Genomic DNA, 22,725 nt, shown 5'->3' with positions numbered 1-22,725 from the left:
GCGCGGGCTGGCGGATTCACGCATCAGGGTTGTTTCGAAACAAGGCTCTGAAACACGACACGTTTTCCCCTCCCCCTTGCGGGGAGGGGTGGGGTGGTGCCGGGCGAGGCGCTTCGGTGCCTTCTGCGCCACACCCACCTCCAACTCCTCCCCGCAAGGGGGAGGAGAGCGTGTCGCGCCCTCCGCCGGGCGATGTGTGAAGTAGCCCGCAGAGGGCGGAGGGAGAGCGCCTGCCATTGCAGGACTGGCTTCCCTTGAAGCCACGGCCTCTCAACCCATCCCAAAAAACAACCGAGGACCCAGCCGATGGATGGCCATTTCTCCGGCTACGCCAGCGTGTTCGGCGTGCCCGATCTCGGCCGCGACGTGGTGGTGCCGGGCGCGTTCGCGGCCAGCCTGGCCCGGCGCGGGGCGGCGGGAGTGCGGCTGCTGTTCCAGCACGATCCGGCCGAGCCGATCGGGCGCTGGCTGTCGCTGCGCGAGGATGCCCGCGGCCTGTTCGCGGAGGGGCAGCTCAACCTCGCGGTCCAGCGCGCCCGGGAGATCGACGCGCTGATGCGCGGCGGCGGTCTCGACGGGCTGTCGATCGGCTTCCGCACCCTGCTCGCCCGCAAGGGCGCGGGCGGCGAGCGCCGGCTCCAGCGGGTCGACCTGTGGGAGATCTCGCTGGTGACCTTCCCGCTGCAGCCCGCGGCCCGGGCGAGCCCGGATCGCAATCCCTCCGCCGCCGAGATCCGCGGCCTCGCCCGCAGGATCGCCCCCGAACCCGCCGCCTGCCTGACGCCGGCGGTCCGGTCCCGCTTCACCCACCCCAGCCACGAGGTCGTTCGATGATGTCCCACACCGCCGCACCGTCGCGCCCCGCCCCGGAGACCAAGGGCGTGCTGCCCGGCCTCGAGAACAAGGCCGGCCGCCCCGGGGCCGAACCGGTCCAGCCGGCGCTGGACGAACTCGCCATCGCCTTCGAGGCGTTCAAGGAGACCAACGACAGCCGCATCGCCCAGATCGAGGGCCGGCTCGGCGCCGACGTGCTCACCGAGGAGAAGCTCGCCCGGATCGACGCGGCCCTCGACGCCGCCCGGACCCGGCTCGACCGGATCACCCTCGACCGCGCCCGGCCGCCGCTCGGCCAGCCGGGGGCCCGGGAGGACGGGGCTGCGCAGGAGCATAAGGCGGCCTTCGACCTCTATGTCCGGGCCGGCGAAAGCGCCGGGCTGAAGCGCCTGGAGGCCAAGGCCCTGTCGGCCGGATCGGGGCCGGATGGCGGCTACCTGGTGCCGCAGACCCTGGAGCGGACCGTGCTGGCGCGCCTAGCGAACGTCTCGCCGATCCGGTCCATCGCCAGCGTGCAGCAGATCTCCGGCGCCCAGTACAAGCGCGCGGCCTCGGTGGGCGCTCCGGCGACCGGCTGGGTCGCCGAGACCGCGCCGCGCCCCGGCACCGACGGGCCGGTGCTCGCCGAGATCGCGGTGCCGGCCATGGAGCTCTACGCCATGCCGGCCGCGACCCAGACATTGCTCGACGATGCCGTGGTCGATCTCGACGCCTGGCTCTCGGCCGAGGTCGAGATGGCCTTCGCCGAGCAGGAGGGGGTGGCCTTCGTTACCGGCAACGGTGCCAGCCGCCCGCGCGGCTTCCTGAGCTACGACACCGTGGCCAACGCCACCTGGACGCCGGGCAAGCTCGGCTGCGTCGCCACCGGGGCGGCCGGGGCGTTCCCGCAGAGCAACCCATCCGACGTGCTATTCGATCTGGTCTACGCCCTGCGGGCGGCCTACCGCCAGAATGCCGGCTTCGTGATGAGCCGGCGCACCCAGAGCGCGATCCGCAAGTTCAAGGACGCGCAGGGCAACTACCTCTGGCACCCGCCGCTCACCGCCGCCCAATCCGCGACGCTGATCGGCTTCCCCGTCACCGAGGCGGAGGCAATGCCGGAAATCGCGGCGGGCAGCCTGTCGGTGGCGTTCGGCGATTTCCGCCGGGGCTACCTGGTGGTCGACCGCACCGGCCTGCGGGTGCTGCGCGACCCGTACTCGGCCAAGCCCTACGTGCTGTTCTACGTCACCAAGCGCGTCGGCGGCGGAGTGCAGGATTTTGATGCGATCAAGGTTCTGAAATTCGGGTGAGGGAGGCTGACACCCGCACGGCATCCTCCCTCCTCTGCGGGGGAGGGTGGCCCGCGAAGCGGGTCGGGAGAGGGGGAGCGCCGTGTCCGGAAAGGTCGCAACGGGCGTGAAACCCGTGACCGTCGCGCTGCCCCTCTCCCGACCCGGCCTGACGGCCGGCCCTCCCTCCCCCGCAGAGGGGGGAGGGAGGGCGCGTGCCATTACCGAATACGACCGCTTATCGAGCTGAGCTTACCGGCCCGGGTTGCCGTCGCGCAGCGTCCCGGTCGGCTCCTGCACGTGGGCCTCGAGGAACCACAGCTGCTTGTCGACCGCGCGGGAAATCTCGGTGAACAGGTCCGCCGTGCCGGGATCGCCGGCCTCGTCGGTCTCGTCGATGTTCTCGCGCACCGCGTTGGCGTAGGCGGCGTAGCTGTCGATCAGCGCGGCCACGTGGTCGGCGATGGCGTAGATCCCGGTCGGGTAGGCCGGCAGCTTGGTCTTCTCGGCGACCGCCTGGGTCGAGCCGAACGCCGTGGCGCCCAGCTGCACCGCGCGCTCGGCGACCTTGTCGTTGAGATCGTCGAGCTCGGTGCGGAAGCCATCGAGCATCTCGTGGATGCCGATGAACTGCGGACCCTTGAGGTTCCAGTGCGCCTGCTTGACCGCCAGGGCGAGATCGATGCCGTCCGCGAGCCGGGCGTTCAGCGCCTGGACCGAGACCTGCTTGGCGTTCGAGTCGGTGTCGTTACGGGTCTTGTGCGAGCGGACGGTATCGCCCTTGCCGGTGTCAGCCATGAAATTTGCTCCGTAAACATGCGTGCGGACGGTCGCGAATATGCCACTCAGGCCGCGAGTCCTCATCTGACGCAATTGCGTTGCACAAACGCGACGGCGGGCCGGGTGTTCCGAGGCGGTGCCGGTCTCAGCGGTGCCGGCCGGGCTTGGCCATCCAGTCGGAGCGGTTGCCCCGCGGCAGAACCTCGCCCACCGGGATCCGCGCGAGTTCCGCCGACCGGGTGGCGATCCAGCCGCTGTGCTCGGCCACCGGCGTCACCGCGGTGAAGCCGCCGCAGGCGGTCCGGCGCGTGCCCTGCTGCAGGGCGCCGCTCGACCAGCTCACCACGCCGACGATCCGGTAGCCGCCGGGGCCGCCGACCAGGATCGGGCCGCCGGAATCGCCTAGGCAGGCGCCGGCACCCGAGGTCTCGGCCATGCGCCGCCGGTCGGTCACCACGGTCACCCGGTTGGCGACCTGCAGCGAGCCGATCGACACGAGATGGGCGAGACGCAGGGTGCGGGCCGTGTCGCGCCGGTTCTCGGCCACGACGCCGAAGCCTGCGATGTCCACCGGAGCGCCGGTATCGATCGAGGCGGCGCCGCGCGGATCGAGGGGGACGTAATCGGCGCCGAGCGGCGCCTCGAGCTTGAGCAAGGCGAGATCGACGCCGGGCTGGTCCTCCGGGGTCGTGCCGGGCACGAAGTCCGGGTGCATGGTCGCGGCGATGACCTGGGTGCGATGCTGGCGGAAGCCGCGGTCGACGCTGATCACCGTGTAGCCGGCCGGGCGCATCACGCAATGGGCGGCCGTGAGCACGAGGTCCTGGGCGATCAGCGTGCCCGAGCAGATCTCGCCCTCGGTGCTCTCGATCCGCACCGCGAAGGTCCGGGCGCCGTTGGGATCGCGGGTGGTGGTGCCGTTGATCACCGCCGCCGCGGGGGCGGGCATCAGCGCGGCGACCGATCCGAGCAGGGCGCTGCCGAGAAGGGCAGCCCCGAGCCCAGCGCCTCGCACACGCTCAGGGAGGCCGGCCTTGCGCATCGGGCGACGGGACATCGGGCACTCCGGGGGGCGCTCACGGCGCAAGGTGGGACGCCGCGGCGAGGGCGCGGCGCGCAGGGAGCCTAGAGCAAGGCAATGAACCGGCCAAGCTGCGGTTCCGAACGGTGACGTCCGAGGCGTGCACCGGTGCCGGACGCGCACGCGTCCCACGACCCCACAAAAGGGGGGAGGGCCGGCGCGGGTCCGTCAGGCACGGCCGCCTCAACCGCTCCAGCGCGCGTTCCGGCCCCAGCCCTCCAGCACCCGGTCGATCCAGCCGCGCTGCGGCCCCACCAGAACGCCCTGGGTGAGGCCGCCGCAGGCGCCGCCGATCCAGGCGGCCAGCGCCAGCACGGATCCGTCCGGCCCGGTGATCGGGCCGCCGGAATCGCCCGGGCGGCCGCCGCCGGCGCCGCCCTGGAGCCAGACCAGGATGCGGCTCGGCCCGTGCGGCTCGATCACCGGCAGGCTGACGCTGCGATAGGTGCCGGTGGAGCGCGGATCGCCAGGCTTGGCGGCGCCGTAGCCTGCGAGCGTCAGGCGCTCGCCGGCCCGCGGTGGTGCGGCGCTCAAGGTGACCGGGGCGAAGCGCGGCGGCAGCGGCGTCGCGGTGCGCAGGAGCGCGAGGTCGATGGATTTCCGCCGGCCGGCGGCCGCGCCGGCATCGTAGCCGGGATGGATCGCGCGGGCGGCGACCTCGACCAGCACCGGCGCCCCGGAATCATCGCGAAAATGGACCCGGTGCTCCCGCCCGGCGGCGACGCAATGGGCGGCGGTCAGCACGGTGTCGGGGGCGAGCACCAGGCCGGTGCAGACGCCGCCGTTCGAGGACAGCAGCCTCACGGCCCCGCCGGCCGGCGCCTCAGCGCCGCCGACGATCGCGCCGGCCGGGCCGGCCGCGAGCCAGAGGGCCGCCGCCAGGACGGTGAGGGCCGCCCGGCGGCGCTTCGGGACCGGCATTCGAGACATCCAGCAAGGGGGCAACGCGATGATCCCGATACGCGCCGACGGGGCCGTGGTCGAGCCGGGGATCGTGGCGGAGCTGCGCGCCTATCTGCGCCTCGGCTCCGACGACGGCGGCACCGAGGATGACTTGCTCGCGGCCCTGATCACCGCCGCCCGGGCGAGCCTCGAGATCGAGGCGCGCCGCATCCTGGTGCCGGGCCGCTACCGGATCGCCCTCCATGCGTGGCCCGCGAATGGCGAGCTGGGCCTGCCGCTGAGCCCGCTCGTGACGCTGATCCGCGCCGGGCTGTCCGACGCCAAGGGCGTCACCGAGCTCGCCGCCGGCCTCGTCCGCCTCGGGCCGGACCCGGTCGAGGCGCCGGGCCTGCTGATCGACCCAGGCGTGCCGGACCCGGCCGGCCGCACGATCCTGATCGAGGTCGCGGCCGGGTTCGGGGGCGACGGGCCGCCGCTGCCGGCACCGCTCCGGCTCGCGATCCTGCGGCTCGCCGCCGCCCGCTACGAGCATCGCGGCGACGAGCCGGATGCCGTCCGCACCGACGCCGCCGACCTCGCCGCGCCGTTCCGCCGGATGCGCCTGTGATCCGCCGCCCTGTCCGATTGCGACCCACCGGAGCTTCGCCGATGGCGACCACCCCCCATCATCCGCCGGTCGGCGCCCGGCGCCGCCGCTTCGTCCTCGAACGGCCCCTGGAGCAGCCCGACGGGTTCGGCGGCGTGCTGCGCCGCTACGTGGCCGGCCCGGTCGTGTGGGGCGCGATGGCTCCGGCCGGCCTCGTCGACCGCCCGGAGGGGGGCCGGACCGATACGCGTCCCGCCTACCGGGTCATCCTGCGCGGCCGGGTCGCTCTCGATCCGACCATGCGGCTCGCTGCCGGCCCCCGCCGCTTCGCGATCCGCGCGGTCAGCGAGCCGGACGCGAAGGGGCGCGATCTGGTCTGCCATGTCGAGGAGCTGACCCGGGAGAGCGCGTCGTGAGCGACCCGAGCCCGCTCCTGGCCCTGCGCGCCGGCCTGATCGCCCGCTTTTCCGGCGACGCCGCCCTCGCGGCCCTGCTCGGCGGCAAGGTCCGGCTCCACGACGAGCCGCCCCGGGGTTCGGTGCCGGTCTACGCCCTGTTCGGCGAGGCCGAGATCGCGGACGATTCCGTCGACGGCGCGGAGCGCCATCGCCACAGCCACGCCATCGCGGTGATCGCCAAGCCCGGCTCGGTCCGCACCGCGCTCGACGCCGCCGAGCGCATGGCCGCGCTCCTCACGGACGCCGCTCTGCCGCTCCAGGGCTGCCGCCTCGTCACCCTGCGGGTGCGGGCGATCAGGGCGACCCGCGACGCCCGCACCGGCGAGGCCCGGGCCACCCTGACGCTCGAGGCCGTCACCGAAACCCAGTGAGAGGAGGGCCCGATGGGCGCACAGAAGGGCAAGGACCTGCTGCTCCGGGCCGGCGACGGCGCGGGTGGTTTCGTGGCGGTGGCGGGCCTGCGCACCCGGCAGATCACCCTCAACGCCGAGACCGTGGACGTCACCAACGCCGATTCCACCGGCCGCTGGCGCGAGCTGCTGGCCGGGGCCGGGGTGCGCCGGGCCGCGATCGCCGGATCCGGGGTGTTCCGCGACCAGGCGTCGGATGTGCGCCTGCGACTGATCTTCTTCGAGGGCGCGATCGAGACCTTCCAGGTGGTCGTGCCGGCCTTCGGGACCCTGGAGGGGCCATTCCAGATCGCAAGCCTCGAATACCGCGGCGACCATGCCGGCGAGGTCACCTTCGACATCAGCCTCGATTCGGCGGGCGTGCTCGCCTTCACGGTGGCCTGAGCCATGGCCAACCGGATCCGCGGCGAGGTGCCGCTCCAGCTCGCCGGCCGGCGCTACACCCTGTGCCTGACGCTCGGCGCTCTGGCCGAGCTGGAGGGCGCGCTCAAGGCCGGCGACCTCGTCGGCCTGGCCGAGCGCTTCGACGGCGGCCGGGTCTCGGCCCGGGACCTGATCGCCCTGCTGGGCGCGGCCCTGCGCGGCGGCGGCCACGCCCTCGACGACGACGCGGTCGCGCGCCTGCCCCTCGCCGGTGGGCTGGAGGCGGTCTCGACCGCGCTCGGCGAGGTCCTCGCCGCCGCCTTCGGGGAGGCGCCGGGACCCGCAAACCCTCGGTAGAGCCGGTGCCCGACGCGTTTGCGTCGGCGCCGGCTCGCGCGCCGGCTTTCCCCTGGGACGACGCCCTGGCCCTCGGCCTCGGCGCGCTCGGCTGGAGCCCCGCCGCCTTCTGGGCGGCCACGCCCCGCGAATTCGCCGCCGCCCTCGGCCGCCGCCGCGGCCCGGAGCCGCTGAGCCGCGCCGCGTTCGAGCGCCTGCTCGCCGCCTATCCGGATCCGGGCCCGTGAACCGAGCCGGGGCTCCGCCCCGACACCCCGCCAAAGGGCTGGGCCCTTTGGGATCTCGGGTTATGGCACCACGCTAACCCCGACCGAACAGGAGGGCCGCCCGATGATCGACGCCGACCCCGATCCGCAGGATGCCGCCCGGATCAAGCAGCTGGAGACCCTCGACCGGCTCGCCAAGAATTTCAGCCGCAGCCTGGATTCGGCGCTGAGCCGGGGCGCCGCCTCGGGGCGCAGCCTCGACGGTGTGCTCGGCACGATCGGCAGCAAGCTCGCCGGCGCGGCGGCCCGGGCGGCCTCCGGCCCGATCCGCTCCGGCATCACCGGCCTGGTCAACGCGGTGCTCGGGGCCGGTGCCGGCAGCGAGACCGGCTTCGCCCGGGGCGGAATGTTCCGGGGCGGGCAGGTCCAGCCCTTCGCGGCCGGCGGGGTCGTGGCCGCGCCGACCTACTTCCCGATGGCGAACGGGGCCGGCCTGATGGGCGAGGCCGGCCCCGAGGCGATCCTGCCGCTCAACCGCGGCCCGGACGGCCCCCTCGGCGTCGCCGCGGGCGCCCCCGCTTCCCGGCCGGTCTCGGTGACGGTCAACATCGCCACCCCCGACCCCGGCGCCTTCCGCCGTTCGGAGGCGCAGTTGACGGCGAGCCTCGCCCGCGCCGTGGCGCGAGGGCAGCGGGCGACGTGATCGCCCCCTCACGCCGCCTTGCTGGCCGCGGCCTCCCTGGCCCGGCTGCGGCGTCCGTCGACGCTGACCGGGGGGACGCCCGCGATGGTGACGCGGCGGACCACCCGGGGCAGGTCGCCGTAATCGTCCACCGCCCGGTGGACGGTCGCGCGGTTGTCCCAGATCGCCACGTCGCCGAGCCGCCAGGACCAGCGCACCGTGTTCTCGGGCCGGGTCGCGTGATCGTGGAAGATCGCGAGCAGGTGCTGCGAATCCGCGGTCGTGAGGCCGAGGAGGCGCTGGATGAAATGCCCGACGATCAGTGAGCGCTCGCCGGTCTCCGGGTGCACGTGCACCAGCGGGTGCTCGGTCTCGTAGACGGTCCGGGTGAACACCTCGTTGTAGCGCTGGCGGCCGGCCTCCGGGGCGTTCACGCGCCCGCCGACGTAATCGTAGACGTTGGAATGCAGCGCCCAGAGCCGGTCGGCCAGCTCGCGCAGGGGCTCGGGCAGCTCCGCATAGGCCGCCGCCGTGTTGGCCCAGAGGGTGTCGCCGCCATAGGCCGGCAGGGTCACGGCCCGCAGGATCGAGATCGCCGGATAGGCCGGCACGAAGGTCACGTCCGTGTGCCAGGAGCTTGCCCGCTCGCCCCGGCTGCCGTCGAGATCGAGGACGCCCGCGGTGCCGGCGAGCGACGGGACGGTCGGGTGCGGGACCAGATCGCCGAGCCGCCGGCCGAACGTCTCCTGGCCCGCCTCGTCGAGATCCTGGTCGCGGAAGAACACCACCTTGTGGGTCACCAGCGCCTGGCGGATCGCCGCCACCGTGGCGGCGTCGAGATGGCCCGCGAGTGCGACGCCGCTTATCTCCGCGCCGATGCGGCCGGCGACCCGGCGGATGTCGAGGGTGGGGTGCAGCGGCTGCGGGACGGCGCTCATCGGAAGGCTCCTGGGTGGATCGGGGACGACGTACGCCTGCCGGGAAAGATCTTTCGAGATCTTCCGGAGATGAATGTCTTCGAAGAAGCGTCCGTCGTCTTGAATGATCTTCACCCGGTTGAGGCCGATTGTCGATAAACGGCGTTTCCGAAGTTTCGCCCGTTCCAAAAAAACTCTTCCCGGTCGGCGGCGGCCGGGAGGACGTGCCTTCTCCAGCCCCCTTTCCGGGATCATCGCGCCATGGCCGACGCCTTCCACGAGGTGCTGTTTCCCCTCGACGTGTCGCTGCGCGGCAGCGGCGGCCCGCAGCGGCTCACCGAGATCGTCACGCTGGCCTCGGGCCGGGAGCACCGCAACGGCCGCTGGGCCGATTCCCGCCGCCGCTACGATGCCGGGTTCGGACTGCGCGGGCTCGATTCCCTCCACGCCGTGCTGGCCTTCTTCGAGGAGCGGCGCGGCCGGCTCTATGGCTTCCGCTACCGCGACCGGGTCGATTGCCGCTCCGGGCCCCCCGGCCGGGCGATCGGCCCCCTCGACCAGACGCTCGGCACCGGCGACGGCGCCACCGCCTCCTTCCCGCTGACCAAGACCTACGGTGCCGGCTTCGCGCCCTATCGCCGGCGCATCGCCAAGCCGGTGGCGGGCAGCGTCCGGGTGGCTTTGGCCGGCCGGGAGATCGGCGCCGACGACTTCGCGTGCGACCCGACCACCGGGCTCGTCACCTTCGCGGCCGGCCAGGTCCCGGCCAAGGGCGCCGCCGTCACCGCGGGCTTCGCCTTCGACGTGCCGGTCCGCTTCGACACCGACGACCTCACCATCGACCTCGCCGCCTTCACGGCGGGCGAGATCCCGAAGGTGCCGCTCGTCGAGATCGTGCCGTGAGGACAAACTGATGCGCGATATCCCGGATGCCGTCGCGGCCCATCTCGCGGGCGGCGTCACCACCCTGTGCCGCTGTTGGTCCCTGCGTCGGCGGGACGGCGTGGCGCTGGGCTTCACCGACCATGACCGCGACCTGACCCTGGCGGGCCTGGTCCACGCCGCCCGCACCGGGCTGGAGGCGGCCGAGGCCGCGTCCGAATCCGGCTTCGCGGTCTCCGGGGGCGATGTCGCCGGGGCGCTGAGTTCCCTCGGGCTGACCGAGGCCGACATTGCCGGCGGCCTCTACGACGGCGCTACGGTGGAGACCTGGCTGGTCGACTGGACCAACCCGGAGACGCGCCTGCTCATCGATGTCGGCACGATCGGCGAGGTGCGGCGCGAAGGCGACGCCTTCGTGGCGGAGCTGCGCGGCCTCGCCCACCGGCTCGGGGCCGAGCGCGGCCGCACCTACCGGGCGACCTGCGGTGCCGATCTGGGCGATGGCCGCTGCCGGGTCGACCTCTCGGCTTGGCGGACCACCGGACGGGTCACCGGCCTGCCCGAACCCGCGACACTCGCGGTGACCCTGGCGGGCGGCTTCGCGGACGGGCTGTTCACCGGCGGAACGCTCACCTGGACGGAGGGCGCCAATGCCGGGCTCACGGCCGACGTGCGGCTCCAGCTCGGCGCGCTGCTCGAACTCGGGATCGCACCGCCCCGGCCGGTGGCGGCCGGGGATGCATTCAGCCTCACCGCCGGCTGCGACAAGCGGCTCGCCACCTGCCGGGACCGCTTCGCCAACGCGGTCAACTTCCAGGGCTTCCCGCACATGCCCGGCAACGACGCGGTGATGCGCGCGGTGCCGGGCTCGGAGCCCGTCCTCGACGGCGGGAGCCTGTTCCGATGAGCGCGATGCGGCGGGACATCGGCGTGGCCGCGCTCGGCGAGGCGCGGCTGTGGCTCGGCACGCCCTACCGGCACCAGGCATCCCTGCGCGGCGTCGGCTGCGATTGCCTCGGGCTGCTGCGCGGGATCTGGCGCGGGCTCTACGGGGCCGAGCCGGAACCGGTGCCGCCCTACGCCGCCACCTGGGCGGAATCTGCCGCCCCCGGCACCGACCCGCTCACCGCGGCAGCGGCCCGCCACCTGATGCCGGCGGCCGGCGCGACGCCCGGGCCCGGCGACGTGCTGCTCTTCGCCTTCCGGCGCCATCTCCCGGCCCACCACTGCGCCATCGCCACCGGCGACGGCGCCATGATCCACGCCCATGACCACGCCGCCGTGACGGAGGTGGCGCTCACTGCCTGGTGGCGGCGGCACCTGACGGGGGTCTTCCGGTTCCCGGAGGAGCTGGTCGCCACGGGCGGCTTGGCACCTGGCACGCGCAAGGAGGGTCATTCCCGCCGTCATCGCGAGCGTAGCGAAGCGACCCAGTGAACCGCTACGGTCTGGGATCGCGCGTTTCCCTAGGTTGCTTCGCTGCGCTCGCAATGACGGTGGAGGCAGTGGTGAGCGCTTCGATCCCAAACCGCATCAAGCCGCCGCAGCGACACGCAGCTCGACCTGGAGTCCGGCCGCGGCGAGCATCGCGACCAGCGTGTCGATCGCGAACAGGTCGATCTTGCCGCGCATCAGGTCCGAGACGCACGGCTGCGTGACGCCCAAGACCTTCGCCGCCTGGGACTGGTTCAGGCCGGATTGCTCGATGTGAGTGCGCAGGGCCATCAACAGCTGCGAGCGGAGGCGCATCCGCGCGGCCTTCGCCGGCGTGTCTTCGATCGCGTCCCAGACGCTGTCGAAGTGCGTGTCTCCCATGGCCGCCGCCCCTGCCGTCGATGCCGTTCCCCGAACGGCAAACCTTACCACAACACGTCCGCCCCCACCCCGGAGCCCGCCATGGCCACCCTGATCCTGTCCACGGCGGGTGGGGCGGCCGGGACCGCGCTGGGCGGGCCGATCGGGGCCGTGGTGGGGCGCGTGCTCGGGGCGGCCGCGGGGGCGGGGCTCGACGGGATGCTGTCGGGCTCCGGGCGGCACGCGCGCTTCGTCGAGGGGCCGCGGCTCGCCGATGTCGCCGGCCTGTCCTCCACGGAGGGCGACCCCATCCCCCGGGTCTACGGGCGGGCGAAGATCGGCGGCAGCCTGATCTGGGCGACGCGCGCCCGGGAGGTCGCCAACACGACGGTGGAGCGCGCGGCCTCCGCCTCCAAGGGCGCAGGCGGGCAGAAGACCGTGCGCACCCGCTACGCCTATTTCGCCAACCTGGCGGTGGGCCTGTGCGAGGGCGAGATCGCGATGGTCCGCCGGATCTGGGCGGACGGCAAGGAGATCGACCAGGTCGGGATCACCCTGCGGGTCCATACCGGCGGCCCCGAGCAGGCGCCGGACCCGCTGATCGTCGCCAAGGAGGGCGCGGAGAACGCCCCGGCCTATCGCGGCCTCGCCTACGTGGTGTTCGAGAACCTGCCGCTCGCCGAGTTCGGCAACCGCGTGCCCCAGTTCGCCTTCGAGGTGGTCCGCCCGGTCAATGGCCTGTTCCACAGGATCCGCGCCGTCGACCTGATCCCGGGGGCCGGCGAGTTCGCCCTCGACCCGAACCGCGTCACCGTCGATCTCGGCCTCGGCCGGACGCAGGCGGCCAACCGGCACCAGCTTCAGCGCGCCACCGACGTCACGGCGTCGCTCGACGCCCTCCAGGCCCTGTGCCCGAACCTGCGCCGGGTCGCCGTGGTGGCGACGTGGTTCGGCACCGACCTGCGGGCCGGCGCCGCGCCGGGCCTGCCGAAGGTCGAGACCCGGACCAAGCGCACCCTGCCAGAACCCTGGAGCGTTGCCGGGATCACGCGCGACAAAGCGGAGCTGGTCTCGACCCTGCCGGACGGCACCCCCGCCTATGGCGGCACCCCGTCGGATGCCGGGCTGGCCCGGCTGGTCGCCGACCTCGCGGCCCGGGGCCTCGACGTGCTGCTCTACCCGTTCGTGATGATGGACGTGCCCGCAGGCAACAGCCTGCCCGACCCACGCGTGCCCGGGGCGACCCAGCCGCCCTATCCCTGGCGCGGGCGCATCACCTGCGACCCGGCCCCGGGCGTCCCGGGGAGCCCGGACGGCACCGCTGCCGCGGAGGCGCAGGTCCAGGGCTTCTTCGCGAACGGCTACCGCGCGGAGGTGCTGCATTATGCCGGACTCGCGGCCCTGTGGGCGGCCTCCGGTGTCCGGATCGCCGGCTTCGTGATCGGCAGCGAGTTCGTCGGCCTTACCCGGGTCCGCGGCGGCGCCGGCTACCCGGCCGTGCGGGCGTTCAAGAGCCTCGCCGCGGAGGTGCGGTCCCGCCTCGGCGCCGGCGTCACCCTCGTCTACGGGGCGGACTGGACCGAGTACGGCGCCCATGTCCGCGACGGCGGCGCCACGATCCGGTTTCCCCTGGACGACCTGTTCGCCGACCCGAATATCGGCGCGGTCGGGATCGACTGGTATCCGCCGATCTCCGACTGGCGCGACGCGCCGGACCATGCCGACCTCGCGGTCTCGGGCGACATCGCCGACCGCGCCTACCTGAAGGCCCGGGGTGCCTCCGGCGAGGCCTACGACTGGTACTATGCCGACGCGGCCCGGCGCGACGCGCAGGCGCGCCTGCCGATCCAGGACGGCGCCGCCGGCAAGCCGTGGGTCTTCCGGCCCAAGGACTTGGTCGGCTGGTGGTCGAACCCGCATGTCGAGCGCGACGGCGGCGTCGAGACCCGCGCCACCGCCTGGGTGCCGAAGGCCAAGCCGATCTGGCTCACCGAGGTCGGGGTGCCGGCGGTGGACAAGGGCACCAACGGCCCCAACGTCTTCCCCGATCCGAAATCCGCCGAGGGTGCCTACCCGCCGCATTCCCGGGCTCTGCGCGACGAGCTGATCCAGCTGCGCGGGCTCGAGGCGGTGATCGCCCGGTTCGACCCGGAAGCGGCGGGTTTTTCGGACTCCGATAACCCGGTCTCGCCGGTCTATGGCGGCCGGATGGTCGATCCGGCATCGATCTTCGTCTGGTCCTGGGACGCCCGGCCCTACCCGGCCTTCCCGGCCGTGCAGGCGGTCTGGGCCGACACCGCGAACTGGCGGGTCGGGCACTGGATCACGGGACGGATCGAGGGCTGCGACCTCGATCGGCTGGTCCTGAAGATCCTGGCCGATTTCGGCTTCGACGCGCCGGTCGCCGTGGAGGCCGCCGCCTTCCTCGACGGCTACGTCCTCGACCGGCCGCTATCGGCGCGCGCCGCCCTGGAGACCCTGGCGCAGGTCTACGGCCTCGACGTCTCGGCGGTGGCCGGTACCCTGCACCTGCGCGGGCCCCGCCGCGACCGGCCGGTGGTGCTGGCCGAGGCCGATCTCGTCCGGCTGTCGGAGGACAAACCGGTCCTGCGCCAGGTCCGGGCCGAGGAGAGCGCGTTGCCGCGCTCGGTCGAGCTCGGGCTGACCGAATCCGAGAGCCCGGATTACCGCCGCGCCACGGCCGCCGCGATCCGCCCGGTGGGCGAGCGGCGGCGCGAGACCCGGATTGAGGCGGCGATCGTCACCCGCCGGGAGACCGGCGACGGTTTGGCCGAGGCGATGCTCGACCGGGTCATCGCCGCCCGGGACAGCGCGGTCTTCACCCTGAGCCCGCGCCGCGTCGAGCTGGAGCCCGGCGACCTCCTGGCGGCCGGGGCCGACGTGCCGGGCGGGACGGTTCTGCGCAGGATCGACCGGATCGACGACGCGCCCACCGGGCGCCGGATCGGGGCGAGCGGCGTGCCGCCCCGGGGCGGACCCGCGCGCGGCCTGCCCCGCAGCCCGGCCCTGCGGGCGGGTCCTGTGCCGGCCTTCCCGGGCCCGCCCTTCGCCCTCGCGCTCGACCTGCCGGTGGACCGCGGCAGCCCGACGGTGCTGCAATACCTCGCGGTGGCGGGCGAGCCGTGGCCCGGGGCGGCGGCCGTCTGGCGTGCGGAAGGATCTGGGCCGCTCGCGCTCCACGGCCTCGTCGACTACCCGGCCTGCCTCGGCCGGACCCTCACGGCCCTGCCGGCCGGCCCGCTCTGGCGGCTGCACCGGGGCGTTTCCCTCGACGTCACCCTGCGGCGGGGCGGGGCGCTCGGCTCCATCGGCGAGGCCGCGATGCGCGCGGGCGGTAACCTGTTCGCGCTGATCGGGCCGGACGGCGCCGTGGAGCTGCTCTCCGCCGCCGACGCGGCCGCGACCGGTCCCGACACCTACCGGCTCTCGGGTTTCCTGCGCGGGCTGGCCGGCAGCGAGGCGTCGGCCGGACGGGTGGCGCCGGCGGGCAGCCTGATCGTGCGGCTCGACGACGGCGCGGTGGTGCCCCTGGTCGCGCGCCTGGACGAGGTCGGCCGCCTCTTCCGCTACCGCGTCGGCCCGGCCGCCCTTGATCCGGGCGATCCGGCCTTCACGGAGTTCGTCGCTACGGCCGGGCTTGCGGCTTTGCGTCCCCTGCGGCCGGTCCACCTGCGGGCGCGCCGGGAGGCCTCGGGTGTGCGGCTCTCCTGGATCCGCCGGGCGCGCCGGGACGGCGATGCCTGGGAGCCCGCCGAGATTCCGCTGGACGAGCCGGAGGCCTACGCCGTCACGGTCTTCTCCGGCGCCGGTACGCCCCTGCGCACGATCCGGGCCGAGGCGCAGCAGGTCCTCTACGCCGAGGAGGCGGCCGATTTCGGCGGTAGGCAGACCAGCCTCGATGTCGCCGTGGCCCAGATCGCCGCCGAGGCCGGCCCCGGCCCGGCCACCCGCGCGCGTATCCCGATCCGAACCGCCTGATCCGGCTTTGGAGCGAAGCCCTCACCGTCATTGCGAGCGCAGCGAAGCAACCTAGGGATGCGCCACCCATCGTGATCGCGCGCTGCACTGGGTCGCTTCGCTGCGCTCGCGATGACGGCATTGCAAGCCCCCCGGAGCCCCCATGACCGACGCCACGCCCCGTCTCGGCCTGCCGCTGATCGCGGCGAGCCAGGCCCAGAAGCACGTCACCCACAACGAGGCGCTCGGCCTCCTCGACGCCCTGGTCCAGCTCGCCTGCCTGGACAAGGACCTCACGGCGCCGCCGCAGAACCCCGCCGACGGCGACCGCTACCTCGTCGTCGCGTCGAACCCGGGGGGCGCCTGGGCCGGGCTCGCCGGCCAGGTGGTGCGCTATTCAGACGGTGTCTGGATCGGCGCCGTGCCCCGGGCCGGCTGGTTCGCCTACGTGATCGACGAGGCCGACCTCTACGTGTTCGACGGCACCGCCTGGGGCAGCTTCCGCCGCACGCTCACGGCGATCCAGAGCGTCAGCCGGCTCGGCATCAACACCGGGGCGGATGCCACCAACCGCCTCGCGGTCAAGTCCGACGCGGCCCTGCTCACCTGGGACGACGCCACGCCGGGCTCCGGCGACATGCGGATCGCGGTCAACAAGCAGGCCGCGTCCCGGGATGCCGGCCTGATCCTCCAGACCGGCTATTCCGCCCGCGCCCTGCTGGGCCTCCTCGGCAGCGACGATTTCTCGCTGAAGGTGTCGCCGGACGGATCAACCTTCAGGACCGCGCTTACCGCCTCCGCGGCGAAGGGCGGGATCGATTTCGCCTCCACGGAGACCGTGCTGGCCTCGGCGGCGACCACGGATCTCGGTGCCGCCGGGACGCGGCGGGTCCTCGTCACCGGCACGGCCCGGATCACCCGGTTCGGCTCCGGCGCCGACCGGGAGCGGCTCCTGCGCTTCGCCGGCGCCGCCACCCTGGTCCACGATCCCGAGCAGCTGGTGCTGCCGACCCACGCCGACATCGTCACGGCCGCCGACGACACCTGCCTCGCCACCTCGGACGGCGCCGGCCGCTGGTGGGTGCGCCAGTACCAGCGCGCCGACGGCACGCCCCTGGCGCTCGGCACGCAGGCGCTGACCCCGAACGGCTACGCCCGTCTCGCCAACGGCCTGATCCTGCAATGGGGACTCGCGACCAGCGCCGATGCGGATTTCTCGGTGTCGTTCGCGCCGGCCTTCCCCAGCGCCTGCCTGGGTGCCTGGGCGCAACCGGTCGCCGGGGATGCCGGGACGCTCTACGCCAGCCAGATCAGCGACGTGACCGCCACCGGCTTCACCCTCCGCAACCGCCGCACGACCGGCGGCACGGTGACGGGCGCTGGAAATGTCCCGACCCACTGGCTGGCGCTGGGGTGTTGAAGGGGGATTCCGAAGAGCACGGTGCGGGCATGTTCCCCTCGCCCCGCTTGCCTGCGACGTTCACACATCGCACGGCGAAAGGCGCGACGCTCCCTCCTCCCCTTGCGGGGACGAGGTGGAGGTGGGGGTGGTTCAGGAGGCACCGCTGCGCCCCATCCTGCACCACCCCCACCCCTGACCCCTCCCCGCAAGGGAGAGGGAAACGCGTTGCGTTTCGGAGCCTTGTTTCAAGACAACCCTAATGTGCGAATCCGCAAGCGGGGCGAGGGGGCGCCAACGTTGCCGTGTCGATAGGCTGTTGAAGCCGTCAGCCCTGCTTCACCGTTCATCCCCCGGCACCAGGGCCGCCAGCAGCGTCGGCTCGATCGCGGCGTAGCCGGCGGCGTTGAGGTGGATGCCGTCTTCGGTGAACTCCGGTCGGAGCGCGCCTGACGGGGTGGCGAGCGGCGCGTGATAGTCGATCCGCGCCGCGGCGCTGGCGGCGCAATGCGCGTGGATCCACCGGTTCAGGGCGCGGATGCGCGCCACCGGCCGCAGTTCCGGGCGCCACCCCCAGAAATCGCTCGGCATCACGGTGCCGATCCAGAGCGGTAGCCCGGCCTCGAAGGCCGCCAGCGCCATGGCGGCGATGTTGTCCCGGATCGCCCCGTCCGAGACCGGGCCGCCGATCTCGGCGATGTCGTTGATCCCGCACAGCAGGTGGATTCCCCGGGCACCCGCCGCGTCCCGCAGGAACCGGGCACGGATCTGCCGGCTCGTCTGGCCCGGCACGCCCTGGGCGTTGAACCCGTGCCGCGCGAAGGTCTCGGCCCGGGCCACGCCCCAGCCGGCGGTGATCGAATCGCCGATGAACACCAGCGGCCGGCCCTGTCCGTGTCCCACGTGTCCTCCGTCCGCGCCGCGCGGACCCTGCCCGGAGAAGTCCCATGCCCGCAACCACCGGTCCGGCCCGGGGGCCGGGCGACGCCTTCGCGGCCGGATGCCGGCGCCTCGGGCCGCGCCTGATGCGCGATCTCGAACTCACCGATCTCCAGGCCGCCGGCCTCCTGGGCAATCTCGGGCAGGAGAGCGGCGGCTTCCGTCAGCGCCAGGAGGTCGCCCCTGTGGTGCCCGGGTCCCGGGGCGGCTGGGGGCTGGCGCAATGGACCGGCCCCCGGCGCGTGGCCATGGAGGCCTGGTGCCGGGCACAGGCCCTCGATCCGGCATCGCTGGACGCGCAGTACCGCTACCTCTGCGTGGAGCTGCGCACCACCGAGGCGGCGGCGCTCGCCGCCCTGCGGCAGGCCCCGACCCTCGAGGCCGCCACCGAGACCGTATGCCGGCACTTCGAGCGGCCGGGCGTGATCGCGTCGGCGAGCCGGCTGGCCTGCGCCCGCCGGGCGCTTGCCGCCCTGCGCGCGGCCGCGCCGCCGCCATCCGAATCCCGAGCCGGCCGGGTCCGCCGTGCGCGCAACACCGGAGATCGATCATGACGCAGCTCTTCCGTGCCGGGCTGGCGCCAGAGCGCTCGTCGCCGAAGTGGATACCGGTTCGGCGTAAACGAGCGCGTTGCATCAAAGACCTGGAGCCATTCCCGGTCGCAGCGCGATCGGGAATGGCTCTGGCCGGCGCCGCGATCCCGTTCGTCGCCCTGGTTTCCCCGGCGCTGGCCGGTGCTCCAGCGGGCGGCGTGGCGATTCCTTGGGGCGACTGGCTGGTCGGTCTGCTGCAACCGGTCTCGGCCGTGCTGGTGCCCATCGCCGCCGCGGCGGTCACCGCCGGCATCGCCCGGGTCGCGCCCTGGGCGACCTCGCTGCTGACCCGGGAGCGGGTCGAGGCGGCGATCCGGGCCGGGGCCGAGTATGGCCAGAACGCCGTGGCCGGCGCCGCCCGGGGCCGGACCGTGAGCGTCGATCTCGGCTCCGCGGTGGTGGCGGCCGGCGCCCGGCACGTCCTGGCGCATGCCCCGGCCCGGGTCGTCCGGCAGCAGGGCGGTGCCGAGGGCGTCGCCGCCCGGATCTTCCGGGCCCTGCCCCTCGACCCGCAGGCGAGCGTCGGCAACGTCCTGACGCCGGCGCTGGCCGCGTTGCGCGAGCGGGACGCGGCGCATCGGGCCTGACGGCGGTCGGCGCGTCTCCGCCCGCAAGCGGCCGACTTCACACGATGCCGGATGCGGGACGGGGTCCCGCACCCGCATGGGCTAACAGATTCGCATATCGGCTTCGTTCTTTGGCAAGCCTCTGAAACTCAACGCGTTTCCCCTCCCCCTTGTGGGGAGGGGGCAGGGGTGGTGCAGGATGGGGCGCAGCGGTGCCTTCTGAACCACCCCCACCTCCAACGCCTCCCCACAAGGGGGAGGAGAGTGCGTCGGGCCTGACCGAAGACGATATGCGAACGTCGTCGCCCGCACGGGAGAGGGAGCGCTTCGAGCCTTGCACGCAGTCTGGTGCGAGGCTGGGAATGGTCTGTGCCGGGGGAGGAAGCCATGAACGCCATCCGTCAGGCCCCACGCCACCCGCCCGAGCGCGCGTTCGACCCCGACGGGCTGGCGCGGACGATCCGGTTTCCACCGTTCTGGCACGCCTATGTCGCGCGCCAGACGGAGCCGCGCCTGGCCGTCCTCGACGAGCTCGTGGACGCGCATGTCGAGCGGCGGGTGCTGCGCCGCTACCTGCGGCGCCTCAAGCACGCGACCCTGTTCGCCTTCGTCACCGCGGCGGCGGCCGCGCACTGGTTCTCGGACCAGATCGCGTGGCTCACCGAGCGTATGCCCGCCCTGCGGGCGTTCTGGGCCCTGATCACGGGAGGCGCACGATGAGCCGGCAATGGAATCGGATCCTCGACCGGATCTGGCTGGCCCTGTCCGGGGCGGCCTCGATCGCGATCATGCTCCAGCTCGGTGCGCAATTCGGGGCGCGGCCCTGGTCGATCGACGCCGTCCTGGCCGCGCACGCAGCCGCGCCGGCGACCCTGTTCCGGTCGGCCCCGCCGGCCGGATGCCGGGCCGATCGCTAGGCCCTCGGGCCGGCCGCAACAATCGCCTGTGCGGCACCGACGGAGCGGTGGAACCCGAAAAGCCCGTCGGCCGTAATGCCGGTCTATGCCGTCCGCGATCAAACAGTTCTCATGTCCCCGGAGTCGACAGCCCGCCGATCGCGCGTCGTCGGGCCTACAGCTCCATATTCAGGGGGCATTCAGTGCCCTCGGCGCTAATCTTCTGGCAATGCGCTACGCCATCGCCCTCGTCGCTATCAGCCTGACCGCCGCGGCCCTCGCCGCCGCCCGGCTCGGCTCCATGGCCGATGACGGGCCGGCCCCGCAGACGGCCCAGGTGGCGGATCCGACGCCCCTGCGGATCGAGAGCTGCCTGTCGCCGGCCGACATGCGCGAGGAGGTCGGCGAGCGGCGCGTGATCGCCCCGGTGGCGGCGATTCGGGCGGCCCGCACGGTGATCCCCCGGGCCGAGATCCAGCGCGCGAGCCTGTGCCGTCACGAGGACGGGCTCGTCTACATGCTGACCGCCTTGCGCCGGGACGGGCATTTCGTGCACGTGATCGTGGACGCCCGCACCGGCAAGGTCGCGGGCCAATACTGACGGGCTTCGCACCCGCAGCGGAATGGAGTGAGCCGTGCGACTGCTCGTCGTGGAGGATGACCGGGACATCAACCGGCAGGTGGTCGCGGCGCTGGAGGAGGCCGGCTACGTCGCCGACAAGGCCTATGACGGCGAGGAGGGCGGCTATCTCGGGGAGAGCGAGCCCTACGACGCGATCATCCTCGACATGGGCCTGCCCAAGGCCGACGGCGTCTCGGTGCTGCAGAAGTGGCGCCGGGCCGGGGTGAAGACGCCGGTGATCATCCTCACCGCCCGGGACCGCTGGTCCGACAAGGTCGACGGCTTCGATGCCGGCGCCGACGATTACGTGACCAAGCCGTTCCACATGGAGGAGCTGATGGCCCGGGTCCGGGCGCCGCCGCGCCGGGCGGCGGGCCACGCCTCCAGCCAGATCGCCTGCGGGCCGGTCACCCTCGACACCCGCTCCGGCAAGGTCTTCGTCGACGGCGCCCAGGTGAAGCTCACCAGCCACGAATACCGGCTGCTCTCCTACCTGATGCATCATACCGGCCGGGTGGTCTCCCGGGCCGAGCTGACCGAGCACCTCTACGACCAGGATTTCGACCGGGATTCGAATACCATCGAGGTGTTCGTCGGCCGCCTGCGCAAGAAGCTCGCCGTCGACCTGATCCAGACCGTACGCGGGCTGGGCTACCTGGTGGATCCGAACCAGCCGCCGGCGCGGGTGTGACCGCGGTGCCGGCGTCCGGCGTGCTGCCGGCCGTGTTCATGCGCGGCGGCACCAGCAAAGCGCTGATGCTGCGTTGGCAGGACGTGCCCGGGGACATCGCCGCCTGGGAGCCCGCCTTCCTCTCCGCCATGGACAGCCCCGACCCGTTCGGGCGCCAGCTCAACGGCATGGGCGGGGGCGTGTCCTCGGTGTCGAAGATCTGCATCGTCGAGCCCTCGACCCGACCGGATGCCGATATCGACTACACCTTTGTGCAGGTGGTGGTCCGCGAGGGGCGGATCGACCTGTCCGGCAATTGCGGCAACATGCTTTCGGCGGTGGGCCCCTTCGCGGTGGACGAGGGGCTGGTGCAGGCCCCGGACGGGCCGGTGCGCCTACGGATCTACAACACCAACACCGCTAAGCGGATCGAGGCCTCCTTCGAGGTCCGGGGCGGCCGTGCCGTCTATCGCGGAGACCTGGCGATCCCCGGCGTCACCGGCACGGGCGCGCCGATCCGCCTCGACTTCGTCGATCCGGGTGGCGCCACCACCGGCCGCCTTCTGCCCACCGGCGCCGTCCGGCAGATTCTCGACGTGCCGGGCCTCGGCCCGGTCGAGGCCTCGCTGGTGGATGCGGCCAATGCCTGCGTGTTCGTCCGCGCCGCCGATCTCGGCCTCACCGGCACCGAACTGCCCGCCGCCCTGGAGGCGGTGCCGGGCCTTTTGAACCGGCTGGCGCAGATCCGCCTGGCCGCCTCCGTGGCGATGGGCATCGCCCCCGATCGCGACGCCGCCGCGCGGATCGTCCACGTGCCCTTCGTCGGCTTGGTCGCGCCGCCGCAGGATTCCGCCAGCCTGTCCGGTACGGCGATCCGCGCCGCGGACGTCGACCTGACCGCCCGAGTGATCTCGAACGGTTTGCCGCACCAGGCGCTCCCGCTCACCGCCACCCTGTGCCTCGCGGTGGCCGCCCGGATCGAGGGCAGCCTGGTCCACGAGGCTGCGCATCCGACCGGTGATGCGGCCCTGCGGGTCGGCATGCCCTCGGGGATCCTCACCGCCGACGCCGCCGTGGCGCGGGACGGCGCCGGATGGCGGGCGGAGCGCGGTTCCTTCTTCCGCACCGCGCGGCCGTTGATGCGGGGCGCGGTGTATTATGATGCGGTGACACCGGGGTAAGTGCGGTTGTCCCGGTATCGCCGAAGAGTTACATCGCACAGGGCTTCGCGCCACGGATTTGCCACCGCCATGACTTCCGCCGAAAGACCCGGTCCGGCGCCGCGGACACGCTGGTCCCGCTACAGGGTCGGCCTGGATGCCCTCGCTTCGTTCTGGCCCGTCGCATCGGAACCGATCCGGTATCCGCACCGGGACGAGACTGAGGCTCTGCGGGGTGATTTTCGCCGCATCGGCGATGATCTGCGTGGCGTGATCGAGCGCGAGGCGGCGTGTGAGCCGATCAAGCAGGACTAGGGCACCCGCGCGCCAGCCAGCTCCCACAGACCAGGGGACACTTACGAATCGGGGTGAGGCGCC

General features: G+C 73.3%; 27 protein-coding genes. 21 read left to right on the top strand and 6 right to left on the bottom strand.

What is annotated here, in order from left to right:
* Positions 1-306: 306 nt before the first annotated feature.
* Positions 307-834 (top strand): HK97 family phage prohead protease, encoded by a 528-nt coding sequence (locus AO398_RS11040; RefSeq protein ID WP_058192099.1) that lies wholly within the window; start codon positions 307-309, stop codon positions 832-834.
* Positions 831-2,126 carry a phage major capsid protein gene (locus AO398_RS11035; RefSeq protein WP_152997489.1) on the top strand — a complete coding sequence of 432 codons (1,296 nt, stop codon included), beginning with the start codon at positions 831-833 and terminating at the stop codon, positions 2,124-2,126. The genes AO398_RS11040 and AO398_RS11035 overlap by 4 nt, the downstream gene beginning before the upstream one ends.
* A gap of 231 nt (positions 2,127-2,357) precedes the next feature.
* Here the strand turns inward: AO398_RS11035 and dps are convergent, their stop codons facing one another.
* The 3 genes from dps to AO398_RS11020 all read right to left on the bottom strand — a co-directional run bounded on the left by dps (position 2,358) and on the right by AO398_RS11020 (position 4,887).
* Complete coding sequence (gene dps / locus AO398_RS11030; RefSeq protein WP_058192098.1) at positions 2,358-2,903, bottom strand: DNA starvation/stationary phase protection protein Dps; 546 nt, start codon at positions 2,901-2,903, stop codon at positions 2,358-2,360.
* A 127-nt stretch (positions 2,904-3,030) separates the two neighbouring features.
* Complete coding sequence (locus AO398_RS11025; protein WP_082643233.1) at positions 3,031-3,942, bottom strand: trypsin-like serine protease; 912 nt, start codon at positions 3,940-3,942, stop codon at positions 3,031-3,033.
* Between the two features lie 207 nt (positions 3,943-4,149).
* Positions 4,150-4,887, bottom strand: coding sequence for a trypsin-like serine protease (locus AO398_RS11020; protein ID WP_058192096.1), 738 nt, complete (start codon positions 4,885-4,887; stop codon positions 4,150-4,152).
* Between the two features lie 28 nt (positions 4,888-4,915).
* On the opposite strand from AO398_RS11020, the gene AO398_RS11015 reads away from it, so the two are divergent.
* The 7 genes from AO398_RS11015 to AO398_RS10985 all read left to right on the top strand — a co-directional run bounded on the left by AO398_RS11015 (position 4,916) and on the right by AO398_RS10985 (position 7,952).
* Positions 4,916-5,476 carry a hypothetical protein gene (locus AO398_RS11015; RefSeq protein WP_058192095.1) on the top strand — a complete coding sequence of 187 codons (561 nt, stop codon included), beginning with the start codon at positions 4,916-4,918 and terminating at the stop codon, positions 5,474-5,476.
* Positions 5,477-5,517: 41 nt separating this feature from the next.
* Positions 5,518-5,871, top strand: coding sequence for a head-tail adaptor protein (locus AO398_RS11010; protein WP_058192094.1), 354 nt, complete (start codon positions 5,518-5,520; stop codon positions 5,869-5,871).
* Complete coding sequence (locus tag AO398_RS11005) at positions 5,868-6,284, top strand: DUF3168 domain-containing protein (protein ID WP_058192093.1); 417 nt, start codon at positions 5,868-5,870, stop codon at positions 6,282-6,284. Before AO398_RS11010 ends, AO398_RS11005 begins: the two co-directional genes overlap by 4 nt.
* A gap of 12 nt (positions 6,285-6,296) precedes the next feature.
* Positions 6,297-6,707: a phage major tail protein, TP901-1 family gene (locus AO398_RS11000; RefSeq protein WP_058192092.1), complete on the top strand. Its 411-nt coding sequence runs from the start codon at positions 6,297-6,299 to the stop codon at positions 6,705-6,707.
* A gap of 3 nt (positions 6,708-6,710) precedes the next feature.
* Positions 6,711-7,043 carry a gene transfer agent family protein gene (locus AO398_RS10995; protein WP_058192091.1) on the top strand — a complete coding sequence of 111 codons (333 nt, stop codon included), beginning with the start codon at positions 6,711-6,713 and terminating at the stop codon, positions 7,041-7,043.
* 5 nt (positions 7,044-7,048) lie between these two features.
* Positions 7,049-7,270 (top strand): phage tail assembly chaperone, encoded by a 222-nt coding sequence (locus AO398_RS10990; RefSeq protein ID WP_058192090.1) that lies wholly within the window; start codon positions 7,049-7,051, stop codon positions 7,268-7,270.
* Between the two features lie 103 nt (positions 7,271-7,373).
* Positions 7,374-7,952 (top strand): phage tail tape measure protein, encoded by a 579-nt coding sequence (locus AO398_RS10985; RefSeq protein ID WP_058192089.1) that lies wholly within the window; start codon positions 7,374-7,376, stop codon positions 7,950-7,952.
* Between the two features lie 8 nt (positions 7,953-7,960).
* On the opposite strand, the gene AO398_RS10980 is transcribed toward AO398_RS10985, so the two are convergent.
* Positions 7,961-8,869, bottom strand: a complete 909-nt coding sequence (locus tag AO398_RS10980; RefSeq protein ID WP_058192111.1) for a TauD/TfdA family dioxygenase — start codon at positions 8,867-8,869, stop codon at positions 7,961-7,963.
* 240 nt (positions 8,870-9,109) lie between these two features.
* Here AO398_RS10980 and AO398_RS10975 point away from each other — a divergent pair, with 240 nt between their 5' ends.
* Genes AO398_RS10975 through AO398_RS10965 form a run of 3 tightly spaced genes read left to right on the top strand, consistent with a single transcriptional unit; the run spans position 9,110 to position 11,167 of the window.
* The gene (locus tag AO398_RS10975; RefSeq protein ID WP_058192088.1) at positions 9,110-9,751 is read left to right on the top strand and encodes a DUF2460 domain-containing protein; all 642 of its coding nucleotides are present in this window, start codon (positions 9,110-9,112) and stop codon (positions 9,749-9,751) included.
* A 10-nt stretch (positions 9,752-9,761) separates the two neighbouring features.
* Positions 9,762-10,637, top strand: coding sequence for a DUF2163 domain-containing protein (locus AO398_RS10970; protein WP_058192087.1), 876 nt, complete (start codon positions 9,762-9,764; stop codon positions 10,635-10,637).
* The gene (locus AO398_RS10965) at positions 10,634-11,167 is read left to right on the top strand and encodes an NlpC/P60 family protein (protein WP_152997488.1); all 534 of its coding nucleotides are present in this window, start codon (positions 10,634-10,636) and stop codon (positions 11,165-11,167) included. Before AO398_RS10970 ends, AO398_RS10965 begins: the two co-directional genes overlap by 4 nt.
* Positions 11,168-11,263: 96 nt before the next feature.
* Here AO398_RS10965 and AO398_RS10960 read toward each other — a convergent pair whose 3' ends face one another.
* Complete coding sequence (locus AO398_RS10960) at positions 11,264-11,545, bottom strand: XRE family transcriptional regulator (protein ID WP_058192086.1); 282 nt, start codon at positions 11,543-11,545, stop codon at positions 11,264-11,266.
* A gap of 81 nt (positions 11,546-11,626) precedes the next feature.
* On the opposite strand from AO398_RS10960, the gene AO398_RS10955 reads away from it, so the two are divergent.
* Positions 11,627-15,523 carry a glycoside hydrolase/phage tail family protein gene (locus tag AO398_RS10955; protein WP_058192085.1) on the top strand — a complete coding sequence of 1,299 codons (3,897 nt, stop codon included), beginning with the start codon at positions 11,627-11,629 and terminating at the stop codon, positions 15,521-15,523.
* Between the two features lie 142 nt (positions 15,524-15,665).
* Positions 15,666-16,922: a DUF2793 domain-containing protein gene (locus tag AO398_RS10950; RefSeq protein ID WP_058192084.1), complete on the top strand. Its 1,257-nt coding sequence runs from the start codon at positions 15,666-15,668 to the stop codon at positions 16,920-16,922.
* A gap of 318 nt (positions 16,923-17,240) precedes the next feature.
* On the opposite strand, the gene AO398_RS10945 is transcribed toward AO398_RS10950, so the two are convergent.
* Entirely contained in the window at positions 17,241-17,804 is a 564-nt protein-coding gene (locus AO398_RS10945; RefSeq protein ID WP_244498729.1) for a GDSL-type esterase/lipase family protein, read from the bottom strand.
* Between the two features lie 44 nt (positions 17,805-17,848).
* On the opposite strand from AO398_RS10945, the gene AO398_RS10940 reads away from it, so the two are divergent.
* From AO398_RS10940 to AO398_RS10910, 7 genes are all read left to right on the top strand, one after another.
* A complete protein-coding gene (locus AO398_RS10940; protein ID WP_058192083.1) occupies positions 17,849-18,394 on the top strand; it encodes a phage tail tip lysozyme in 546 nt (181 codons plus the stop codon).
* A gap of 122 nt (positions 18,395-18,516) precedes the next feature.
* A complete protein-coding gene (locus tag AO398_RS10935) occupies positions 18,517-19,020 on the top strand; it encodes a hypothetical protein (RefSeq protein WP_058192082.1) in 504 nt (167 codons plus the stop codon).
* Between the two features lie 366 nt (positions 19,021-19,386).
* Positions 19,387-19,719 carry a hypothetical protein gene (locus tag AO398_RS10930; protein WP_058192081.1) on the top strand — a complete coding sequence of 111 codons (333 nt, stop codon included), beginning with the start codon at positions 19,387-19,389 and terminating at the stop codon, positions 19,717-19,719.
* Entirely contained in the window at positions 19,716-19,916 is a 201-nt protein-coding gene (locus tag AO398_RS10925) for a hypothetical protein (protein ID WP_058192080.1), read from the top strand. Before AO398_RS10930 ends, AO398_RS10925 begins: the two co-directional genes overlap by 4 nt.
* 208 nt (positions 19,917-20,124) lie before the next feature.
* The gene (locus tag AO398_RS10920; RefSeq protein WP_058192079.1) at positions 20,125-20,496 is read left to right on the top strand and encodes a PepSY domain-containing protein; all 372 of its coding nucleotides are present in this window, start codon (positions 20,125-20,127) and stop codon (positions 20,494-20,496) included.
* 34 nt (positions 20,497-20,530) lie between these two features.
* Positions 20,531-21,208, top strand: coding sequence for a response regulator transcription factor (locus AO398_RS10915; protein WP_058192078.1), 678 nt, complete (start codon positions 20,531-20,533; stop codon positions 21,206-21,208).
* Positions 21,205-22,368 (top strand): PrpF domain-containing protein, encoded by a 1,164-nt coding sequence (locus AO398_RS10910; RefSeq protein ID WP_082643231.1) that lies wholly within the window; start codon positions 21,205-21,207, stop codon positions 22,366-22,368. Before AO398_RS10915 ends, AO398_RS10910 begins: the two co-directional genes overlap by 4 nt.
* The last annotated feature ends 357 nt before the right edge of the window (positions 22,369-22,725 follow it).

It is taken from the genome of Methylobacterium sp. GXS13, assembly GCF_001455965.1.
Taxonomy (GTDB): domain Bacteria; phylum Pseudomonadota; class Alphaproteobacteria; order Rhizobiales; family Beijerinckiaceae; genus Methylobacterium.
This window is presented reverse-complemented; position numbering and strand designations above follow the sequence as displayed.